General features: G+C 70.0%; 16 protein-coding genes, 1 tRNA gene and 1 riboswitch. Of the genes, 7 read left to right on the plus strand and 10 right to left on the minus strand.

Going from position 1 to position 16,271, the window contains the following annotated elements; all coding sequences use genetic code 11:
- Positions 1 to 4 precede the first annotated feature (4 nt).
- Both Q2K20_RS11130 and Q2K20_RS11135 read left to right on the plus strand, forming a co-directional pair.
- On the plus strand, positions 5 to 1,558 hold the full coding sequence (locus Q2K20_RS11130) for an alpha-amylase family glycosyl hydrolase (protein WP_269529113.1): 1,554 nt from the start codon (positions 5 to 7) through the stop codon (positions 1,556 to 1,558).
- A gap of 11 nt (positions 1,559 to 1,569) precedes the next feature.
- Positions 1,570 to 2,313 (plus strand): SDR family NAD(P)-dependent oxidoreductase, encoded by a 744-nt coding sequence (locus Q2K20_RS11135; protein ID WP_159148576.1) that lies wholly within the window; start codon positions 1,570 to 1,572, stop codon positions 2,311 to 2,313.
- Here the strand turns inward: Q2K20_RS11135 and Q2K20_RS11140 are convergent.
- The 8 genes from Q2K20_RS11140 to Q2K20_RS11175 form a co-directional block, all read right to left on the minus strand.
- Positions 2,310 to 3,527, minus strand: coding sequence for a site-specific DNA-methyltransferase (locus tag Q2K20_RS11140; RefSeq protein WP_269529089.1), 1,218 nt, complete (start codon positions 3,525 to 3,527; stop codon positions 2,310 to 2,312). The genes Q2K20_RS11135 and Q2K20_RS11140 overlap by 4 nt on opposite strands.
- Entirely contained in the window at positions 3,524 to 4,207 is a 684-nt protein-coding gene (locus Q2K20_RS11145; protein ID WP_269529088.1) for a hypothetical protein, read from the minus strand. Before Q2K20_RS11145 ends, Q2K20_RS11140 begins: the two co-directional genes overlap by 4 nt.
- The gene (locus Q2K20_RS11150) at positions 4,204 to 4,689 is read right to left on the minus strand and encodes an acyl-CoA thioesterase (protein ID WP_317176800.1); all 486 of its coding nucleotides are present in this window, start codon (positions 4,687 to 4,689) and stop codon (positions 4,204 to 4,206) included. Before Q2K20_RS11150 ends, Q2K20_RS11145 begins: the two co-directional genes overlap by 4 nt.
- Positions 4,686 to 5,144 carry an acyl-CoA thioesterase gene (locus Q2K20_RS11155; RefSeq protein ID WP_159148477.1) on the minus strand — a complete coding sequence of 153 codons (459 nt, stop codon included), beginning with the start codon at positions 5,142 to 5,144 and terminating at the stop codon, positions 4,686 to 4,688. The genes Q2K20_RS11150 and Q2K20_RS11155 overlap by 4 nt, the downstream gene beginning before the upstream one ends.
- On the minus strand, positions 5,141 to 5,626 hold the full coding sequence (locus Q2K20_RS11160; protein ID WP_083249678.1) for an acyl-CoA thioesterase: 486 nt from the start codon (positions 5,624 to 5,626) through the stop codon (positions 5,141 to 5,143). The genes Q2K20_RS11155 and Q2K20_RS11160 overlap by 4 nt, the downstream gene beginning before the upstream one ends.
- Before the next feature lie 6 nt (positions 5,627 to 5,632).
- A complete protein-coding gene (ettA, locus tag Q2K20_RS11165) occupies positions 5,633 to 7,306 on the minus strand; it encodes an energy-dependent translational throttle protein EttA (protein WP_067719805.1) in 1,674 nt (557 codons plus the stop codon).
- 125 nt (positions 7,307 to 7,431) lie between these two features.
- Positions 7,432 to 7,971, minus strand: a complete 540-nt coding sequence (locus Q2K20_RS11170; protein ID WP_269529086.1) for a single-stranded DNA-binding protein — start codon at positions 7,969 to 7,971, stop codon at positions 7,432 to 7,434.
- A gap of 169 nt (positions 7,972 to 8,140) precedes the next feature.
- A complete protein-coding gene (locus tag Q2K20_RS11175; protein WP_269529085.1) occupies positions 8,141 to 10,171 on the minus strand; it encodes a cytochrome c oxidase assembly protein in 2,031 nt (676 codons plus the stop codon).
- 108 nt (positions 10,172 to 10,279) lie between these two features.
- Between Q2K20_RS11175 and Q2K20_RS11180 the strand changes: the two genes are divergently transcribed.
- The 4 genes from Q2K20_RS11180 (at position 10,280) to Q2K20_RS11195 (ending at position 13,254) form a co-directional block, all read left to right on the plus strand.
- Positions 10,280 to 10,352, plus strand: a tRNA-Arg gene (locus Q2K20_RS11180).
- A gap of 139 nt (positions 10,353 to 10,491) precedes the next feature.
- Positions 10,492 to 10,589, plus strand: a riboswitch (TPP riboswitch).
- Positions 10,590 to 10,598: 9 nt separating this feature from the next.
- Positions 10,599 to 11,411 carry an ABC transporter ATP-binding protein gene (locus tag Q2K20_RS11185; RefSeq protein WP_235027820.1) on the plus strand — a complete coding sequence of 271 codons (813 nt, stop codon included), beginning with the start codon at positions 10,599 to 10,601 and terminating at the stop codon, positions 11,409 to 11,411.
- Complete coding sequence (locus Q2K20_RS11190) at positions 11,408 to 12,187, plus strand: ABC transporter permease (RefSeq protein ID WP_269503108.1); 780 nt, start codon at positions 11,408 to 11,410, stop codon at positions 12,185 to 12,187. The genes Q2K20_RS11185 and Q2K20_RS11190 overlap by 4 nt, the downstream gene beginning before the upstream one ends.
- Positions 12,184 to 13,254, plus strand: a complete 1,071-nt coding sequence (locus Q2K20_RS11195) for an ABC transporter substrate-binding protein (RefSeq protein ID WP_269529084.1) — start codon at positions 12,184 to 12,186, stop codon at positions 13,252 to 13,254. The genes Q2K20_RS11190 and Q2K20_RS11195 overlap by 4 nt, the downstream gene beginning before the upstream one ends.
- A 120-nt stretch (positions 13,255 to 13,374) precedes the next feature.
- Here Q2K20_RS11195 and Q2K20_RS11200 read toward each other — a convergent pair whose 3' ends face one another.
- The gene (locus tag Q2K20_RS11200; RefSeq protein ID WP_269529083.1) at positions 13,375 to 14,328 is read right to left on the minus strand and encodes a GlxA family transcriptional regulator; all 954 of its coding nucleotides are present in this window, start codon (positions 14,326 to 14,328) and stop codon (positions 13,375 to 13,377) included.
- Between the two features lie 118 nt (positions 14,329 to 14,446).
- Between Q2K20_RS11200 and Q2K20_RS11205 the strand changes: the two genes are divergently transcribed.
- Positions 14,447 to 15,076 (plus strand): cysteine hydrolase family protein, encoded by a 630-nt coding sequence (locus Q2K20_RS11205; protein ID WP_119192386.1) that lies wholly within the window; start codon positions 14,447 to 14,449, stop codon positions 15,074 to 15,076.
- 78 nt (positions 15,077 to 15,154) lie between these two features.
- Here the strand turns inward: Q2K20_RS11205 and Q2K20_RS11210 are convergent, their stop codons facing one another.
- Positions 15,155 to 16,144, minus strand: coding sequence for a TIGR03557 family F420-dependent LLM class oxidoreductase (locus tag Q2K20_RS11210; RefSeq protein ID WP_120286347.1), 990 nt, complete (start codon positions 16,142 to 16,144; stop codon positions 15,155 to 15,157).
- Positions 16,145 to 16,271 lie beyond the last annotated feature (127 nt).

Genomic DNA, 16,271 nt, shown 5'->3' on the forward strand with positions numbered 1-16,271 from the left:
GGACATGGTCCTCTACCAGATCTACCCGCGGTCGTTCGCCGACTCCGACGGCGACGGCGTCGGTGACCTGCAGGGCGTGATCGACCGCCTCGACCACCTGGACCATCTGGGCGTCGACGGGGTGTGGTTCTCCCCGATCATGCGCTCCCCCGGCGCCGACCACGGATACGACGTGTCCGACCCGCGGGACGTGGATCCGCTGTTCGGCAGCGTCGACACGCTGCGTGAGCTCCTCGGGCGGCTCCACGCCGCCCGCAAGGTGCTCATCATGGACCTGGTGCCCAATCACACCAGCATCGAGCACCCCTGGTTCGCCGCCGCGGTCGCCGCCGGACCGGGCAGCCCGGAACGCGCGCGCTATCTCTTCCGGGACGGCCGCGGCGAGGACGGCTCCGAACCGCCGAACAACTGGCCGTCGGTGTTCGGCGGACCCGCCTGGACCCGCGTCACCGAGCCCGACGGCACGCCCGGCCAGTGGTACCTCCACCTCTTCGCCCCCGAGCAGCCGGACCTGGACTGGACGAATCCCGAGGTCGCCGACGATCTCGAGCGGACCCTGCGGTTCTGGCTGGACCTGGGGGTCGACGGCTTCCGGATCGACGTGGCCCACGGGCTGGCCAAACCCGACGACCTGGCGGATCTACCCGACGACGTGGAGATCGCCCAGCTCGTCGTCGACCCCCGCGACGCGCGCTGGGACCGACCCGGCGTCCACGACATCCACCGACGGATCCGCCGCGTCCTCGACGACTACCCGGGCGCCGCCGCCTTCGGCGAGGTGTGGGTGGGACCGACCGAGCGGTTCGCGCGCTACCTCCGGCCCGACGAGCTGCACTTCGCGTTCCACTTCGCCCTCACCGGCGCCCCGTTCGACGCGCGCGCCCTGCGCGAGGCGATCGACTCCACGCTCGAGGCCGCACGGGTCTCGCGGGCGGCACCCACGTGGGCACTGTCGAACCACGACGTCGTCCGCGAGGTGACCCGCTACGGCAACGGGGCCGTCGGTACGGCCCGGGCCCGCGCCATGCTCCTGGTGACGCTGGCGCTGCCGGGGATCGCGTTCGTCTACAACGGTGCCGAACTCGGTCTACCCAGCGATTACGCGATCCCCCACGACCGACTCACCGACCCGACCTGGGAGCGCACCGGTCACGCCGAGATGGGCCGTGACCACTGCCGCGTGCCGATCCCGTGGGAGGGCGACCGGCCCCCGTACGGGTTCTCGACCGCCGACGACACCTGGTTGCCGATGCCCGAGGGATGGTCGCACCTCACGGTCGCCGCCCAGCGGGAGGACCCCGACTCCGTGCTGTCGCTGTACCGGACGGCGATCGGGATCAGGCAGTCCTGGCCGACGGCGGACACGGAAGCGATCGACTGGGAAAGTGAACTTGACGGGTGTCAGGCGTTTCGGCGCGACGGCGGCGGGATCCTGTGCATGATCAATACATCCCCTCGGACGGTGCCCCTGCCCGACGGCGAGATCCTCCTCGCCTCCGGCCCACTCGACGGGAGGGATCTGCCACCGGACACCGCCGTGTGGCTGCAGGACTCCTGAAGGGCTTCGACGTGCGACTTTCCGACAAGACCGCGATCGTCACCGGCGGTGCCGGCGGGATCGGCCGCGGCATCACCCGTGCGTTCGTCAAGGAGGGCGCCAACGTCCTCGTGGTGGACATCAACGACGACGCCGGGGACGCGCTCGCCGCCGAGCTCGGTGAGCAGGTGGGCTACCTCCACTCGGACATCTCGGTCGAGGCCAACGCCGCATCGATCGTCGCGGCCGCCGTCGAGGCGTTCGGGCACCTCGACGTCCTGGTCAACAACGCCCACGCGTCCCGACAGGCACCACTGCTCGAGACCACCGGCGACATGATGGACCTGTCCTTCTCCACCGGCTTCTACCCGACGTTCTGGCTGATGAAGGCCGCGCACCCGCATCTGGCAAGGCGGGACGGGTCGGTGATCAACTTCGCCTCCGGCGCCGGCATCGACGGCAGCCCCACCCAGGCGTCGTACGCCGCGGCGAAGGAGGCGATCCGCGCGATCAGCCGGGTGGCCGCCAACGAGTGGGCGCGCGACGGGATCAACGTCAACGTCATCTCCCCCCTCGCGCTCACCGAGGGCGTGGAAGCCTACATCGAGGCGAACCCGGGGATCGAGAAGCGGCTCCTGTCCGGCACCCCGATGCGCCGTTTCGGGGATCCCGAGTCCGACATCGGCCGGGTCGCGGTCTTCCTGGCCAGCGACGACGCGTCGTACATGACCGGCCAGACGATGATGGTCGACGGCGGCGGGCTCATGCTCCGCTAACCGTCGTCGGAGCCGACGCGCAACCTCGGCACCAGCACGTCGCGGACCGTCTCGGGGTTGCGTTCGACCACCACCCAGCGCCGGCCCAGTGCACGGGCCGCGACCGCCGTGGTCCCGGACCCGGCGAACAGGTCCACGACCAGTTCGCCGGGGTCGGTGGCCAGTTCGACGACCCGCCGCATCAGCGCTTCCGGCTTGGGGGTGCGGAACCCGTCGACCCCGGCCGCCCTCAGTTCGGCACGCGCGGTGTCCGTCGAGCCGACCTCCTGGGACAGCCAGATGGTCTTGAGCTTCTTGATCCGACCCGCCTCGAACCGGTCCCGTTGGTAGATGTCGACCCGGGGTCCCGAGCGACCCTTCACCGTCCGGCACACCAGGTCGCCGACGCGTTCCCGCGCCCGCTCTCGCGACCACCGCCACACCGCAGGGGTGAGATCGCCGAAGACCGGGAGGATCTCTTCCAGTCCCCCGCCCGGTTCCACCGACACCTCGCCGGTGCCCGGGTCGCCGTACAGCGGGTACGTCATGGTGGGCGTGGTCCGCGGGTTGAAACGCTTGTTGGTGTTGCGCAGCGGTAGGAGCCGGAAGCTGACCCCGTCGACGCCCCGGTGGGGGAAGTCCGCCGGATCGACCGCCGAGGCCACGCCGCCCGCGAGCCGGACGTGCTCGGGGTCTCGGGCGTACACCATCAGACGGTCGTGCGAACCCGCGAAGAAGCGGTCCAGCTGCCGTCCCTTGGGGTTGCTCTCCACCGTGAGGTCCGCGATGAACGCGTCGGCGCCGAAGATCTCGTCGAGCAGACAACGGACCCGGTGGGCCTCGGCGTCGTCGAGGTGCACCCACACGGTTCCGGTCTCGGAGAGCAGGTCGCGGGCCACCACGAGCCGGGCCTCGATGTAGTCGAGCCACTCGTGGCGCGGCATGTTGTCGTGGTAGGCGTCGAACCTGCCCCCGCGGTTGTACGGCGGGTCGAGGTAGACCACCTGCGCGCCGCCGCAGGGAGCGAGGCCGTGCGCGTCCAGCGCGTCGTGGGCCTCGGCGATGCGCGCGCCGTCGCCGACCAGCACGGCCCCCTCGGTGACGAACCCGGCCCCGTCGGCGCGATCCGCGTCGCCGGTGACGAGGGCCTCGATCCGCGGGACCGGTCCGTCGGCACCCGAGGCCGCGGCGCGGCCCCTCCCGGGCCAGGAGATGGAGAAGTCGGGAGCGGTCACCGCAGTGGTTCGAGGGTGAGGGAGTCGGTCCGGCGGAACACCGTGCCGTACCGGGCGTCCAGACGGAGCCAGGCGCCGCGTTCGCTCACGCGGACCGGCTCGCCCTCCGGGGCGGAACCGGCCTTCTCCGGCACGAACCCGCACATCACCATGGAGAACACCGTCCGCATGTCCACGCCGACGGGGTGGGCGGTGTCCGCTCGGACGGTGAGGGCCACCTGGTCGAGCAGCGACGGCGGCAGGCCGGCGGGCCCGGCGTTCTCCCGCGCGGCCTCCCGACCCGACCGGGTGAGGTCGAGCAGCACCTGGGCCGGCACGTCCTCGACGGGCTGGAACCCGTCAGTGGGCGGCAGCAGTCCCTGCCATGCCGAGAGCAGTGGCATGCCGGGGTCGATCCGGCCGTCGGTGTCTCCGCGCGGCAGGACGTCGAGTTCGGTGAGCAGGTGGTCTGCGCCGGCCACGACGTCGCCGCCGGGGCAGTCGCCGCCGAGTCCGCGGACGACCAGTGCCCCGAAGGGGGTGCGGGCCCACACGCGCATCCGGCCCCCGGCCCCGGAGGTCAGCCGCACCACGGCGGCCTCGTCGAGGCGGAGGATGCGGCGGAGGAGGGTGCGCAGGTCGTCGCGGTCGGCGGGGTCGGGCACGCGGATCATCCCTGCGTCCGGTCCGGGTGCCGTCACGCCGGGTCCTCGTGCCGGAACTCCAGCAGGTAGTCGCGCTCGGCGCGGGTGAACCGGCGCGGGCGCTGGGTTGCCAGGTCGAACGCGGCGATGGTGGCCGTGCAGTTCACCGCGGGCGGCGCCGAGTCCGGCGTGGTGCGGCCGCGGACCTCGTGCCGGGCCACGAACATCGCCCCGCCGACCTTCTCGCACCACATGCGCACGCGGATGGGGCCGTCTGCGGGCTTGACCTGGCCCCGGTACTTCACCGCCAGGTCGGTCATCACCGCGCCCGCGGTGAGCGTCGCGGTGGGTGTGCCCTCGGAGAAGAGCCACGGGATCCGCGCCTCCTCGATGAGCGTGATCATCCGGGCGTGGTTGACGTGGTGGTAGAGGTCCTGGTCCGACCACCGGACCGGCATCGCCGTGGTGAACACCCTGCGGCCCGGCTGTCCGGACACGCCCAGGGGGCCGCCGGTCTCGTAGACGAGCTGGTCGGTCACGTGGCGGGCCCCTGGTCGGTGATCGCCGCCGGTTGTGTGGCCGCCTCCAGCACGTGACGGACCCCCGAGGGGATCTCCACCGCGGTCGAGGTGGAGGAGTCGTAGGCGACCATGACCACCCGCAACGTGCAGCAGATCTCGCCCGCCGCGTCCAGGATGGTCTGGCGGATCTGATACGACGTGGTGCCGACGTGTTCGACATCGATCTCCACGTCCACCGAGGTGGAGTCCCGCAGGACGGGCCGCAGGTGGTCGATCTCGGTGCGCCGCACGACCTGGGGCAGGTTGCCCAGGCCGAACGGACCGAACCGGCTGCGGATGAACAGGATCCGCGCCTCCTGCGCGTACTCGAGATACTTGATGTTGTTGACGTGGCCGTACTGGTCGAAGTCCGCCCACCGCACCTGCAGGGTGCAACGGAACGTCCCGGCGTCCACGGCGTCGCGCATGGTCATCCCGCCTCCTCCCGGTCCCCGAGCAGCGCCGCGCGCTCCTCGGGAGTGATCTCCAGTGTCGTGGTCTCGTCATCCGCGGTCACCACCATCACGGTGTCGACCACCGCGCAGGGCTCGGCTCCGGTCGACTCCGAGCCGATCGAGGTCCGCATCGTGAACGACGTGCGGCCCACCCGCACCACCTGCACGTCCACCCACACCTCGGGCACGCCCATGGCGATGGTGCGACGGAAGTCGATCTCCATCCACCGTGCCAGCGCGATCGGCACCCGGGAGCCCGGTACCCCGAACTTCTCGCGGAACCAGATCAGCCGGGCGTCCTGCGAGAACTCCTGGAACCGCACGTTGTTGACGTGCATGCCCACGAAGTCGGAGATGCGCAACGGGATCCGGACCCGGTGCACGGCACCCGCCACGGTGGCGGCCCCGGGTGAGGTTCCGGTGGTCGGGGTGTCCGAGCCCTGAGTGGTCGGCGTGGCCATCTGCGGTCAGTCCCTGGTGAGCTTGCGGTGCGTGACCCGGTGCGGGCGGGCCGCGTCGGGGCCGAGACGCTCGACCTTGTTCTTCTCGTAGCCCTCGAAGTTGCCCTCGAACCAGTACCACTGCCCCTCGTCCACGTTGCCCTCCCAGGCGAGGATGTGGGTACAGGTGCGGTCGAGGAACCAGCGGTCGTGCGAGATGACCACGGCGCAGCCCGGGAAGTCCTCGAGTGCGTTCTCCAGGCTGCCCAGCGTCTCGGTGTCGAGGTCGTTGGTGGGCTCATCGAGGAGGATCAGGTTGCCGCCGACCTTGAGAGTCAGCGCCAGGTTGAGGCGGTTGCGCTCACCACCGGACAGGACGCCGGACTTCTTCTGCTGGTCCGGGCCCTTGAAGCCGAAGGCGCTGACGTAGGCACGCGAGGGCATCTCGTTCTGGCCGACCTCGATGTAGTCGTTGCCCTCGGAGACGACCTCCCACACCGACTTCTCCGGGTCGATGTTGGCGCGGTTCTGGTCGACGTAGCTCAGCTTCACCGTGTCGCCCACCTTGACGGTGCCGGAGTCCGGCTCCTCCAGGCCCACGATGGTCTTGAACAGCGTCGTCTTACCGACGCCGTTGGGGCCGATCACGCCGACGATGCCGTTGCGAGGCAGCGTGAACGACAGGTCCTTGATGAGGACGCGGTCGTCGAAGCCCTTGGTGAGCTTGTCGACGTCCACCACCACGTTGCCGAGCCGCGGCGGCGTGGGGATCTGGATCTCCTCGAAGTCGAGCTTGCGGTGCTTCTCCGCCTCCGCGGCCATCTCCTCGTACTTGGCCAGACGGGCCTTGGACTTGGACTGGCGCGCCTTGGCACCGGAGCGCACCCACTCGAGCTCGGCCTTGAGCCGCTTCTGCAGCTTCTGGTCCTTCTTGCCCTGGACCTCGAGGCGCTCGGCCTTCTTCTCCAGGTAGGTGGAGTAGTTGCCCTCGTAGGGGTGCAGCTGACCGCGGTCGACCTCACAGATCCACTGCGCGACGTGGTCGAGGAAGTACCGGTCGTGTGTGACGGCCAGGACGGCGCCGGGGTAGGCGGCCAGGTGCTGCTCCAACCACAGGACGGACTCGGCGTCCAGGTGGTTGGTGGGCTCGTCGAGCAGCAGCAGGTCGGGCTTGCTCAGCAGCAGCTTGCACAGCGCCACCCGACGCGCCTCGCCACCGGACAGGTTGGTCACCGGCGAGTCGCCCGGCGGGCAGCGCAGGGCGTCCATGGCCTGCTCGATCTGGGAGTCCACGTCCCAGGCGTCCACGGCGTCGAGCTGCTCCTGCAGCCGACCCATCTCCTCCATGAGCTCGTCGGTGTAGTCGGTCGCCATCTCCTCGGCGACCTCGTTGTACCGACGCAGCTGCACCATCGTCTCGCCGAGGCCGTCCTCGACGTTCTCCTTGACGGTCTTGGACTGGTCGAGCTCCGGCTCCTGCAGCAGGATGCCGACGGTCGCCTCGGGATCGAGGAACGCCTCGCCGTTGGAGGGCTGGTCGATCCCGGCCATGATCTTGAGGATGGAGGACTTGCCGGCGCCGTTGGGGCCCACGACGCCGATCTTCGCACCGGGATAGAAGGACATCGTGACGTCGTCGAGGATCACCTTGTCCCCGTGCGCCTTGCGTACCTTCTTCATCGTGTAGATAAACTCGGCCATTCTACCCTCTCACCTGCGCATATAGTTCACTTCACCGCGGGTCGGCCGCGGGCACGACCCCCATGTTACGTGTCCGCCCGCGGCCCCGGCGTCCGCGGCGGACGCCGGCCCCACCCCCGGGAGCATCAGGCGCCGGCCGCCCCCACGAACTCGCCCGCCTCGCTCTGCTCGGACTCCGGCTCATCCGGGTCCAGCGACCCGAGCGCCATGGCGTCGGAGTCCTCGGCAGCTCCCCGGAGGCCGGCCTCGTCGACGCCCGCACCGTCGATGCCCGCCCCGTCGACGCCGGCCCCCTCGGCCGGCGCGTCCGTCCTGGCGCGGCGCACGGTGACGTCCATGCGGGACAGGTCTGGCCCCACGGCGCTGACCCGCATCTCCAGGTCGCGCATGATGCGACCGTCGCGTTCGTACTCGTTGGTGAGCAGCCGGCCGTGCAGGATCACGCCGTCGCCCTTGCACAGCGCGCCGGACGCCCGTTGCCCGAGGCGTCCCCAGCAGTTGGCCGAGAAGTACAGAGTGCCGCCGGTCTTCCATTCGCCGGTGAGCCGGTCCTGGTAGCGGCTGTTGCTGGCCACCCGGAAGGTGAACACCTGGTCGTCGCCCACCCGCCGGGTGGTGGGGTCGGTGATCACGGTTCCGCGGACGGTCGTGTGGGTCTCGTTCATGGGGTCACTCCTGTCACGTTCGGCCGACCGTGCGTCGGCCTCGTGACTTGCAGCGTGCCCCACCTCGTCGTCGTCACCCCTCGTTCCCACCGCCCGCGGTGGCCGCCCTGTGGAGGGGGGCGGGGGGTGTGGAGAACCGGCGCCTGTGACGACGACGAGGTGTTCGGTCTCAGGGCCGGCGGTCGGCGCGGGACATCTCCCGGAGCATCTCGTTGTAGGCCTTGAGCTCGGCATCGTCGTCGCGGTCGGCCTGCCGCTCGCCGCGCCGCGCCTCGCGCATGTCGCTCTGGTACCACTGCCACGCCAGGGCCAGCATGACGATCACCAGCGGGATCTCCCCCGCCGCCCACGCGACGCCACCGCCGACCTGCTGGCTCTGCAGCAGATCCGGGATCCACGGCAGGCCGATGCCCGAATACCAGGGCTCGGCCAGCACGGTCTTGGTGTTCATGAGCAGGATGCCGAAGAACGCGTGGAACGGCAGCGAACTCAGCAGGACCATGAGCTTGTACATCGGCGAGAAGTGCCGCGGCGCGGCGTCCACGCCGATGATCACCCAGTAGAACAGGTAGCCGCTGATGAGGAAGTGCACGTTCATGAACATGTGGCCCAGGTGCTCCGAGGCCAACGTCTGATAGAACCCGCCGAAGTAGATGAGGTAGAAACCGGCCACGAACTGCACCGACGCCACGATCGGGTGGGTGAGGAAGTGCGAGAGCGGGTTGTTGATGAACTCCACCAGCCACTCGCGGGGCCCGGGAGGGTTGCCGCGACCGGCGGCCGGGAGCGCGCGCAGGGCCAGCGTGAACGGGCCACCGAGCGCCAGGAGGACCGGCACCAGCATCGAGATGAGCATGTGGCCCACCATGTGGCTGGCGAAGTCGGCCATCATGTACATCCCCATGCCGGAACTGGTGGTGAGGAACAGGATCACGCAGCCCGCCACCCAGAACGCGGTGCGGCTCAGCGGCCAGGCATCCCCACGGCGGCGCAGCCGCACCAGGCCCCAGAGGTACAGGCCGAGCAGGACCACCGCGGCCAGACCCAGCACCAGGTCGAAGCGCCAGGTGCCGAAGACCGTTCCGAACGCGAAGGGCCCGGGCAGCTCGAAGCCCAGTAGCGCCTCCTGCCTCGTGGGCACGTACAGCGGCGCCGGCGGCGGGGTGCGGCCGAGCGAGACCGACAGCCCCAGGGTGCCGGCCATGACGACGGCCTCCACCACGATGATCCGCAGCAGCGTGGGCCGGTCGACCGGCGCGTTGGCCCCGGTCGACTCGATCTTGGCGATGATCCGGCGGCGGATCGCCAGACCGAACAGAGCCAACAGGCACAGCGCCAACGCCTTGGACACGACCAGCAATCCGTAGGTGGAGGTGAGAAGGTCACCCGGGTGCAGGCGGACGAGCGCGTTGATCACGCCTGTGAACCCGAGCGCGACGATCGCGACCGTCGCCACCACCGAGTAGCGGCGCAGGGCCAGGGCGACGCGCGAGCCGCCGCGCCACGTGTGGATGATCAGCGCGACGAGCCCACCGACGTAGAACGCGGCGCCGAACAGGTGGATCATCAGCGAGTTGGTGGCCAGGTCGTGGGCGGTGCTGCCGGACGCGTGGCCCGTGGCCGCCACCGGAAGCAGCGAGAGCACGGAGACGGCCAGCCAGATGACCGACCACCGCCAGCTCAGCGTGAGCCGCTGCCCGATCCCGGCGACCAACGCGATGATCGCCGCCCAGCGCCACGAGGACGCGATGTCGATCTGGTTGATCGCGACCAACCACTGGTCAGGCGGGAGCGACTGGAGGAAGGTGCGTCCGGAGACGTCCGACAGGGTCAGCGGGATGAGCAGCGCCGCGGCGATCGCCCAGACGATGTTCGCCCACGACGAGACCTGCTGCATGCGGTAACCGTCGACGTCGAGGGTCTTGTCCTTCTGCGGCGGGGTGAAGAACGCCGCGAACAGCGCAGCCCCCACCGCGACGGCGGCGAGGAGCTCGCCGATCGACCGCAGGGCCGGGAGGCCGGCCGTGGTGAGCGGACCCGGATCGGGCACGCCCACCAGCTCGAGCGCCACCTCGGCGGACATGGCCGACAGTGGGATCACCACCCCGGCCGCCACCGCCGCCAGGAGCAGTACCAGGGCGACGATGTTGCGGGTTCCGAACCGCCCGGCGGTGGCGGGGGCGGTCTTCGACGACGTCATGACCACCATCGTAGGAACCGCGGCGCCCCCGGGCCGATTCGCCACTGTCGGACCCACCCCCCGGATCGGCTACCATTCTCCCGGCGACGCCCCACGCGCGCGTCGCAGGCCTCCGTAGCTCAGTGGATAGAGCATCCGGTTTCTACCCGGCTGGTCAGGGGTTCGAATCCTCTCGGGGGCGCACTCACGCCGACACGGGCCGGCAGTCCGCACGCCACTGACGGCGGCCCGCCCGCTCCTCGCTCCAGCCATGGACGCACATCAGATCCCGAGATGTGCCGATGGTACGTTCGGACTTCGAGCTGATCCGCAAGATCAGCATCGATGACACGGGGTGCCCCTACCGAACGGGGCTGAGATCACACCCGCTGAACCTGAACTCGTTCACACGAGCGGAGGGATGTCAGATGCGCTGGCATGCGCTTTCGTGAGCCGCCCAGGAACCACGGCAGTGGCGTTGGATGGATTGGGACACACCTATCCGGGCGCGCTCCGTCCGGTTCTCGCAGACCTCAACCTGTCCGTTCCGGTAGGCGAGCACATCGCCGTTGTCGGACGCAGCGGATGCGGTAAGTCGACGCTGCTGTCGGTGATCGCCGGCCTCGTCGAACCGACCACCGGGACCGCCGCCGTCCTCGATGAACGCCGGCCCGCACGACGCCTGGAGTCCTGCGCGTTGATGCCCCAGGGCGACAGCCTGTTGCCCTGGCTGTCCCTGCTCGATAACGTCGCGATCAGTCTCCGCAACCAACGAGTGCGCCGGCGCGTGGCCCGATCCGAGGCCCAGCGCATGCTGGACCGCGTGGGACTGGGCGCCTGGTCCGATGCCCGTCCCTCAGCTCTCAGCGCGGGCATGCGCCAGCGCGCCGCTCTCGCGCGGGCTCTGCTGGCGCGCAAACCCGTGCTGCTGGCCGACGAGCCGCTCGGGGCGCTCGACGCGATTACCCGTGCGGAGGTCCAGCAGTGGCTCCGCGACACCATCACCCACACCTCGGCCACCCTCGTCATGGTCACGCACGACGTCGATGAGGCGCTGCTCCTCGCCGAACGCGTGGTCCTGTTGGCACGAGACGAGGCCGACGCCCCGGCGCGTGTGGTCCGCACCTGGCCGGGATGGTTCGGCGACGACCGCCCCCGAGAGGTCCTCCTCGGCGACGAGGACTTCGCTGCAGCTCGCCGGGAAGTGCTCCAGGCACTGGCCCGGGAATCGCACCTCGCCGAGGGCGGAACCAACCGATGACCGTGCGATTCGTCCGGTCCGCCGGCCCTGCCTGCGTCACGCTCCTGCTGGTCCTCGCCGCGTGGATCACGGTCACCACGCTCGAGCTCGTGCCCGAGTACGTCATTCCCGCACCCCTCGCCGTGTTCGACTCGCTCGTGACCACCTGGCCCGACCGGCTCGGTTCCGCCACGCTGCTGACCGCCACCGAGACGATCACCGGAGTGGTACTCGGGGTGTTCGTCGCCGTGGCCGTGGTGATCGTCAGCGCATTCGTGCCCGCCATCGGTCAGGCCATGACCCCCCTGCTGGTCGCCTCTCAGGCCATCCCGGTCATCGTGATAGGCCCACTGTTGACGATCTCCCTCGGCTACGGCATGGCGCCGAAGGTCATCGTGGTGGCCCTGCTGTGCTTCTTCCCGGTCGCCCTCAATCTCCTCTCCGGAATCCGCTCGGTCGACGCCCGGATGATCGACACCCTGCGGAGCCTGCACGCCACCAGGTGGTCGCTCTTCTGGCGGGTGCGTCTGCCCTTCGCCGCGCCTCGCGGCTTCGCCGGGCTGCGAGTCTCGGTCACCTTCGCGCCGGTGGCCGCCGTCTTCGCCGAGTACACCGGCTCGACCAACGGCCTGGGCTACCTCATGCTCCAGGCGATCCCCCGGCTACAAACCGACTTCGTCTTTGCCCAGGTGGCGGTGCTGACGATCATGTCCAGCATCCTGCTCGCCACTGTGACCATCCTCGAACGCCTGATCTGCCCGTGGAACACTCCCACCGGGGAAAGGAACCCATCATGACGGAACCACGACCCAGCAGGATCCGACGCCGGGCCCTCACGCGACCCGGCGCCCGCATGCTCGCGATCGCGGCCGCTGCCGCGGTCGCGCTGACCGGATGTCAGACATCCCCGGACACCGCCGCGCCCGGAGCCGCCGAGTCGGGAGCCACCGACAACGCCCCGGTCAGTGTTCTGCTCGACTGGAGCCCCAATCCCGACCATGTGGCCCTGTACACCGCGCAGCACACCGGCACCTACGCCGACGCCGGCGTGGACGTGACGTTCACGACGCCGTCCAACACGGCCGACGCCGCCCGGGAGGTGTCCCTGGGGCGGGTCGACCTGGCCATCTCCTACGAGCCCGACACGCTCATCGCCGTCGAACAGGGACTCGACGTGATCTCGGTCGCGGCACTGATCCCGACGTCCTTGACCTCCCTGATCGCCAGGACGGAGTCGGGCATCACCTCCGCAGCCGATCTGGAGGGCAAGACCGTGGGGTTGTCGGGGCTGGCCTCCCAGGAACCGACCCTCGACTTCATCGCCCGTGAGGCCGGAATCGATCCTGACTCGATTTCCACCCCCAATGTCCAGCAGAGTCTCAACCAGTCGCTGCTCACCGACCAGGTGGACGCGATCTTCGGGGCGTTCCGCAACATCGAAGGCGTGGAACTCCGCGCCCGGGGCGATTTCGAGATCATGCCGGTCACCGAACTCGGGGTGCCCGACTACGCGGAACTGGTGATCATCGCGAACCCGAACCGGCTCGCCGGCGACGCCGACTATGCCGAGCGCGTGGGCGACTTCCTCACCGGAACCGAGGCCGGGCAGCAGGCCGCGTTGGCGGACCGCCGGATTGCCCTCGAGTCCCTCACCCCGGTGACCGAGGGCTCCTACGAGCCCGACATGCTGGAGAAGATGATCGACGCCACGCTGGCGCTTCTACCCGAGGAGGATTTCGGGCGGCAGACAGCCCGGGACTGGGCGGCCTACGCGTCGTGGATGCATGACAACGGACTGCTGGAGACCGAGGTCGACGGCGCCGCTGCCATGACCAACGACTACCTGCCCCTGTCCGGCGGCTAGATTTTCTGGTCACGCAGATTGTGGCCATGACGTCTGCGGCCGCGTTCCGGCACCGGGAAGGCGTCGCCCCTCCCGGTCGGGACGCGTCCGCATGGTCCGGGGCGACGGGCCTGGTCGGACTCACTCCTGCGCCTCCCCGAACCGGGCACGGTAGGACGACGGTGTCGTCGAGTACTTCCTGTCGAAGTTCTGCCGGAACGTCACCGCGCTGCCGAACCCGCAGTCGCGGGCGATGTCCTCGATCGAGCGGGTCGTGGTCTCGAGCAGCGTCCGCGCGTGGTCGAGCCGACGCGACAGCACCCATCGCCCGGGGCTCGTGCCGGTTGTCGCGCGGAACTTCCGGGCGAAGCTGCGTCTGCTCATGCAGGCGTGTCCGGCGAGGTCGTCCACCGAGAGTGGCCGGTCGAGATTGGCCAGGGCCCAGTCGATCGTCTCCCTGATCTCCCCGTCGTCTCCCCCGTCGGGCACCGGCAGTTCCACGTACTGCGCCTGGTCACCCTCGCGGTGCGGCGCCACCACGATCCGGCGGGCCAGCACGGCGGCTTTCGCGGCACCGAGCCGGGATCGGACGATGTGGACGCACGCGTCGAGCGAGGCGGCCGTCCCCGCGGAGGTGATCACATCCCCGTGGTCGATGTACAGGTCGGACGAGCGGACGTCGACCGCCGGGTACCGCAGGGCGAGCTCCGCCGCACCCTCCCAATGGGTGACGACGGTACGACCGTCCAGCACTCCGCTCGCGACCACGGGATAGGCACCGAGGCACAACCCCGCCACCAGGCTGCCCCGGGAATGGGCGCGACGCACGATCGATAACAGGCACGGATCCCGGTCGGGGAGTTCCGGAGACCATGAGGGGAAGACCAGTATGTCGGCCTGCTCCGCCGTCCCGGGCCCGTCGAGGTCGCCGAGCACGATCCCCTCGGCGGTGTGGACGTCTCGGCCGTCCGTGCTCCAGGTGTCGACCTGCCACCCGTCCGCGAGGCCGAGCCGGGTCACCTCGCCGAAGACGAGGAGGGGCGCCGCGAGGTGGAACATCGTGATGCCGTCGAAGACGTGAACGGCGATACGCACAGGTTGGCCCATTTCCATCGAAAGTGTTCCTTTGTGCCACTCACGGTAGCGCGGTCGGTCCGCGAGGATCGGGGTGACGGCCGAGTCCCCGGCCGTACCGCCTATCCGGAGGATCCACATGAGTTCGCAGAATCGCGCGTTGATCGTCGTCGACGTCCAGCAGGAGTACTTCGACGGTCCGCTCGAGATCCAGTACCCACCCCGTGACGAGTCGCTCGCCCAGATCGTCCGTGCGGTCGACGCGGCGAGCGAGGCCGGCATGCCCGTCGTGGTGGTCCAGCACGACCTGCCGGAGGGCGCTCCGGTGTTCGCGAACGGCAGCGCCGGGTGGTCCCTGCACGCGGACCTCGAGAGCCGCCTCCAGCCGCAGTGGAAGCGCGTGACCAAGAGTTATGCCAGCGTCTTCGACGGCACCGGGCTGGTCGACTGGCTTCGGGAGCAGGGCGTCGACCGGGTGACGCTCGTCGGCTACATGACCAACAACTGCATTCTCGGCACCGCCGTGACCGCGGAACCGCTGGGCATCGCCGTGGAGGTCCTCTCCGACGCCACCGGTGCGATCCACATCTCCAACTCCGCCGGGTCGGTCCCGGCACAGCAGGTCCACGAGACGCTGATGGCAGTGCTCAACTCGAATCTCGCCGCGGTCGCCACGACCGACGCCTGGGTCGAGTCCGTCTCGTCGGGGGCCGAGCTCACCGGCAGCGATCTGGGCAGTTCCGCCATGCAGGGCCGCGCCGAGCACTGACCGCGGGACGTCGCGAAGGGCCCGGCCGACCGAGGTACTCGCCCCGGCCGGCCGAACAGTCACTGCGTGGCCCCGCGATCAGCCCGCGGCCTCCCGCAGCCGCGCCAGCAGCGGCTCGGCCGCCTCCTCGAGGAACCGGTCCAACGTCGAGTCCCCGATCTGGATCAGCGCGACGTCGGTGTAGCCGGCCTCCCAGAAGGGCCGGACCTTCTCGACGATCGCGTCCAGGTCGGGCCCGCACGCCAGCTGCTCGGCCACGTCTTCGGGACGCACGAACTTGGTGGCCGCGGCGAATCCGGCGGTGGTGGGCAGGTCGGCGTTGGCGGCCCAGCCGCCGGCGAACCAGCGGAACTGGTCGTGCGCCCGCTCGACGGCGGCGGACTCCGAGTCGGGGTCCCAGCTGATCGGGATCTGGGCGATCGCCCGCGCGCCGTCACCGATCCGGCGCTGCCCCTCGAGCGCGTTCCACCCCTCGATGTGGGCGGGTTCGGGCTCGGTGGCGATCAGGTGGTCGCCGAGCGGTCCGAGCCGGGCCACGGCCTTCTCGCCGCCGGCGGCCACCCCGATCGGCACCCGCTTGTCGGGCAGGTCCCACAGGCGGGCGGAGTCCACGCGGAAGTGCTCGCCGGAGTAGGTGACAAGACCGCCGTCGAACAGCTCGCGGATGATCTCCAGCGCCTCCACCGCCATCTCGTGTCGCTCGTCGAGCGAGGGCCAGCGCTGCCCCACCACGTGCTCGTTGAGGTTCTCCCCCGCGCCGATGCCCAGCATGAACCGGCCGTCGGACATGATCTGCACGGTGGCGGCCTTCTGCGCGACGACCGCCGGGTGGTAGCGCAGGATCGGGCAGGTCACGTACGTGCACAGGTCAACCCGCTCGGTCACGTGCGCCACCGCGCCGAGCACGCTCCACACGTACGGCGCGTGGCCCTGCGAGGACAGCCACGGGAAGTAGTGGTCCGAGGCCACCTCGAAGTCGAATCCCGCCTGCTCGGCTTTGGCCGCGTAGCGCACGAGCTCCTTGGGGCCGGACTGTTCGGTCATGAGGGTGTATCCGAATCGCGTCATGCCTATCGATCGTGCGCGCGGCCGGCCCGCGATGCCACCGGTCCCCGCGTCGGATCGACGCCGCCGCACGTGCCTGGCTCCCCACACCCCCAAGCGGTTGCCGCCCGGCCCGGGGCGCGGCACCGTC

Source organism: Dietzia sp. IN118, from assembly GCF_032905965.1.
GTDB classification, from domain to species: domain Bacteria; phylum Actinomycetota; class Actinomycetes; order Mycobacteriales; family Mycobacteriaceae; genus Dietzia; species Dietzia kunjamensis.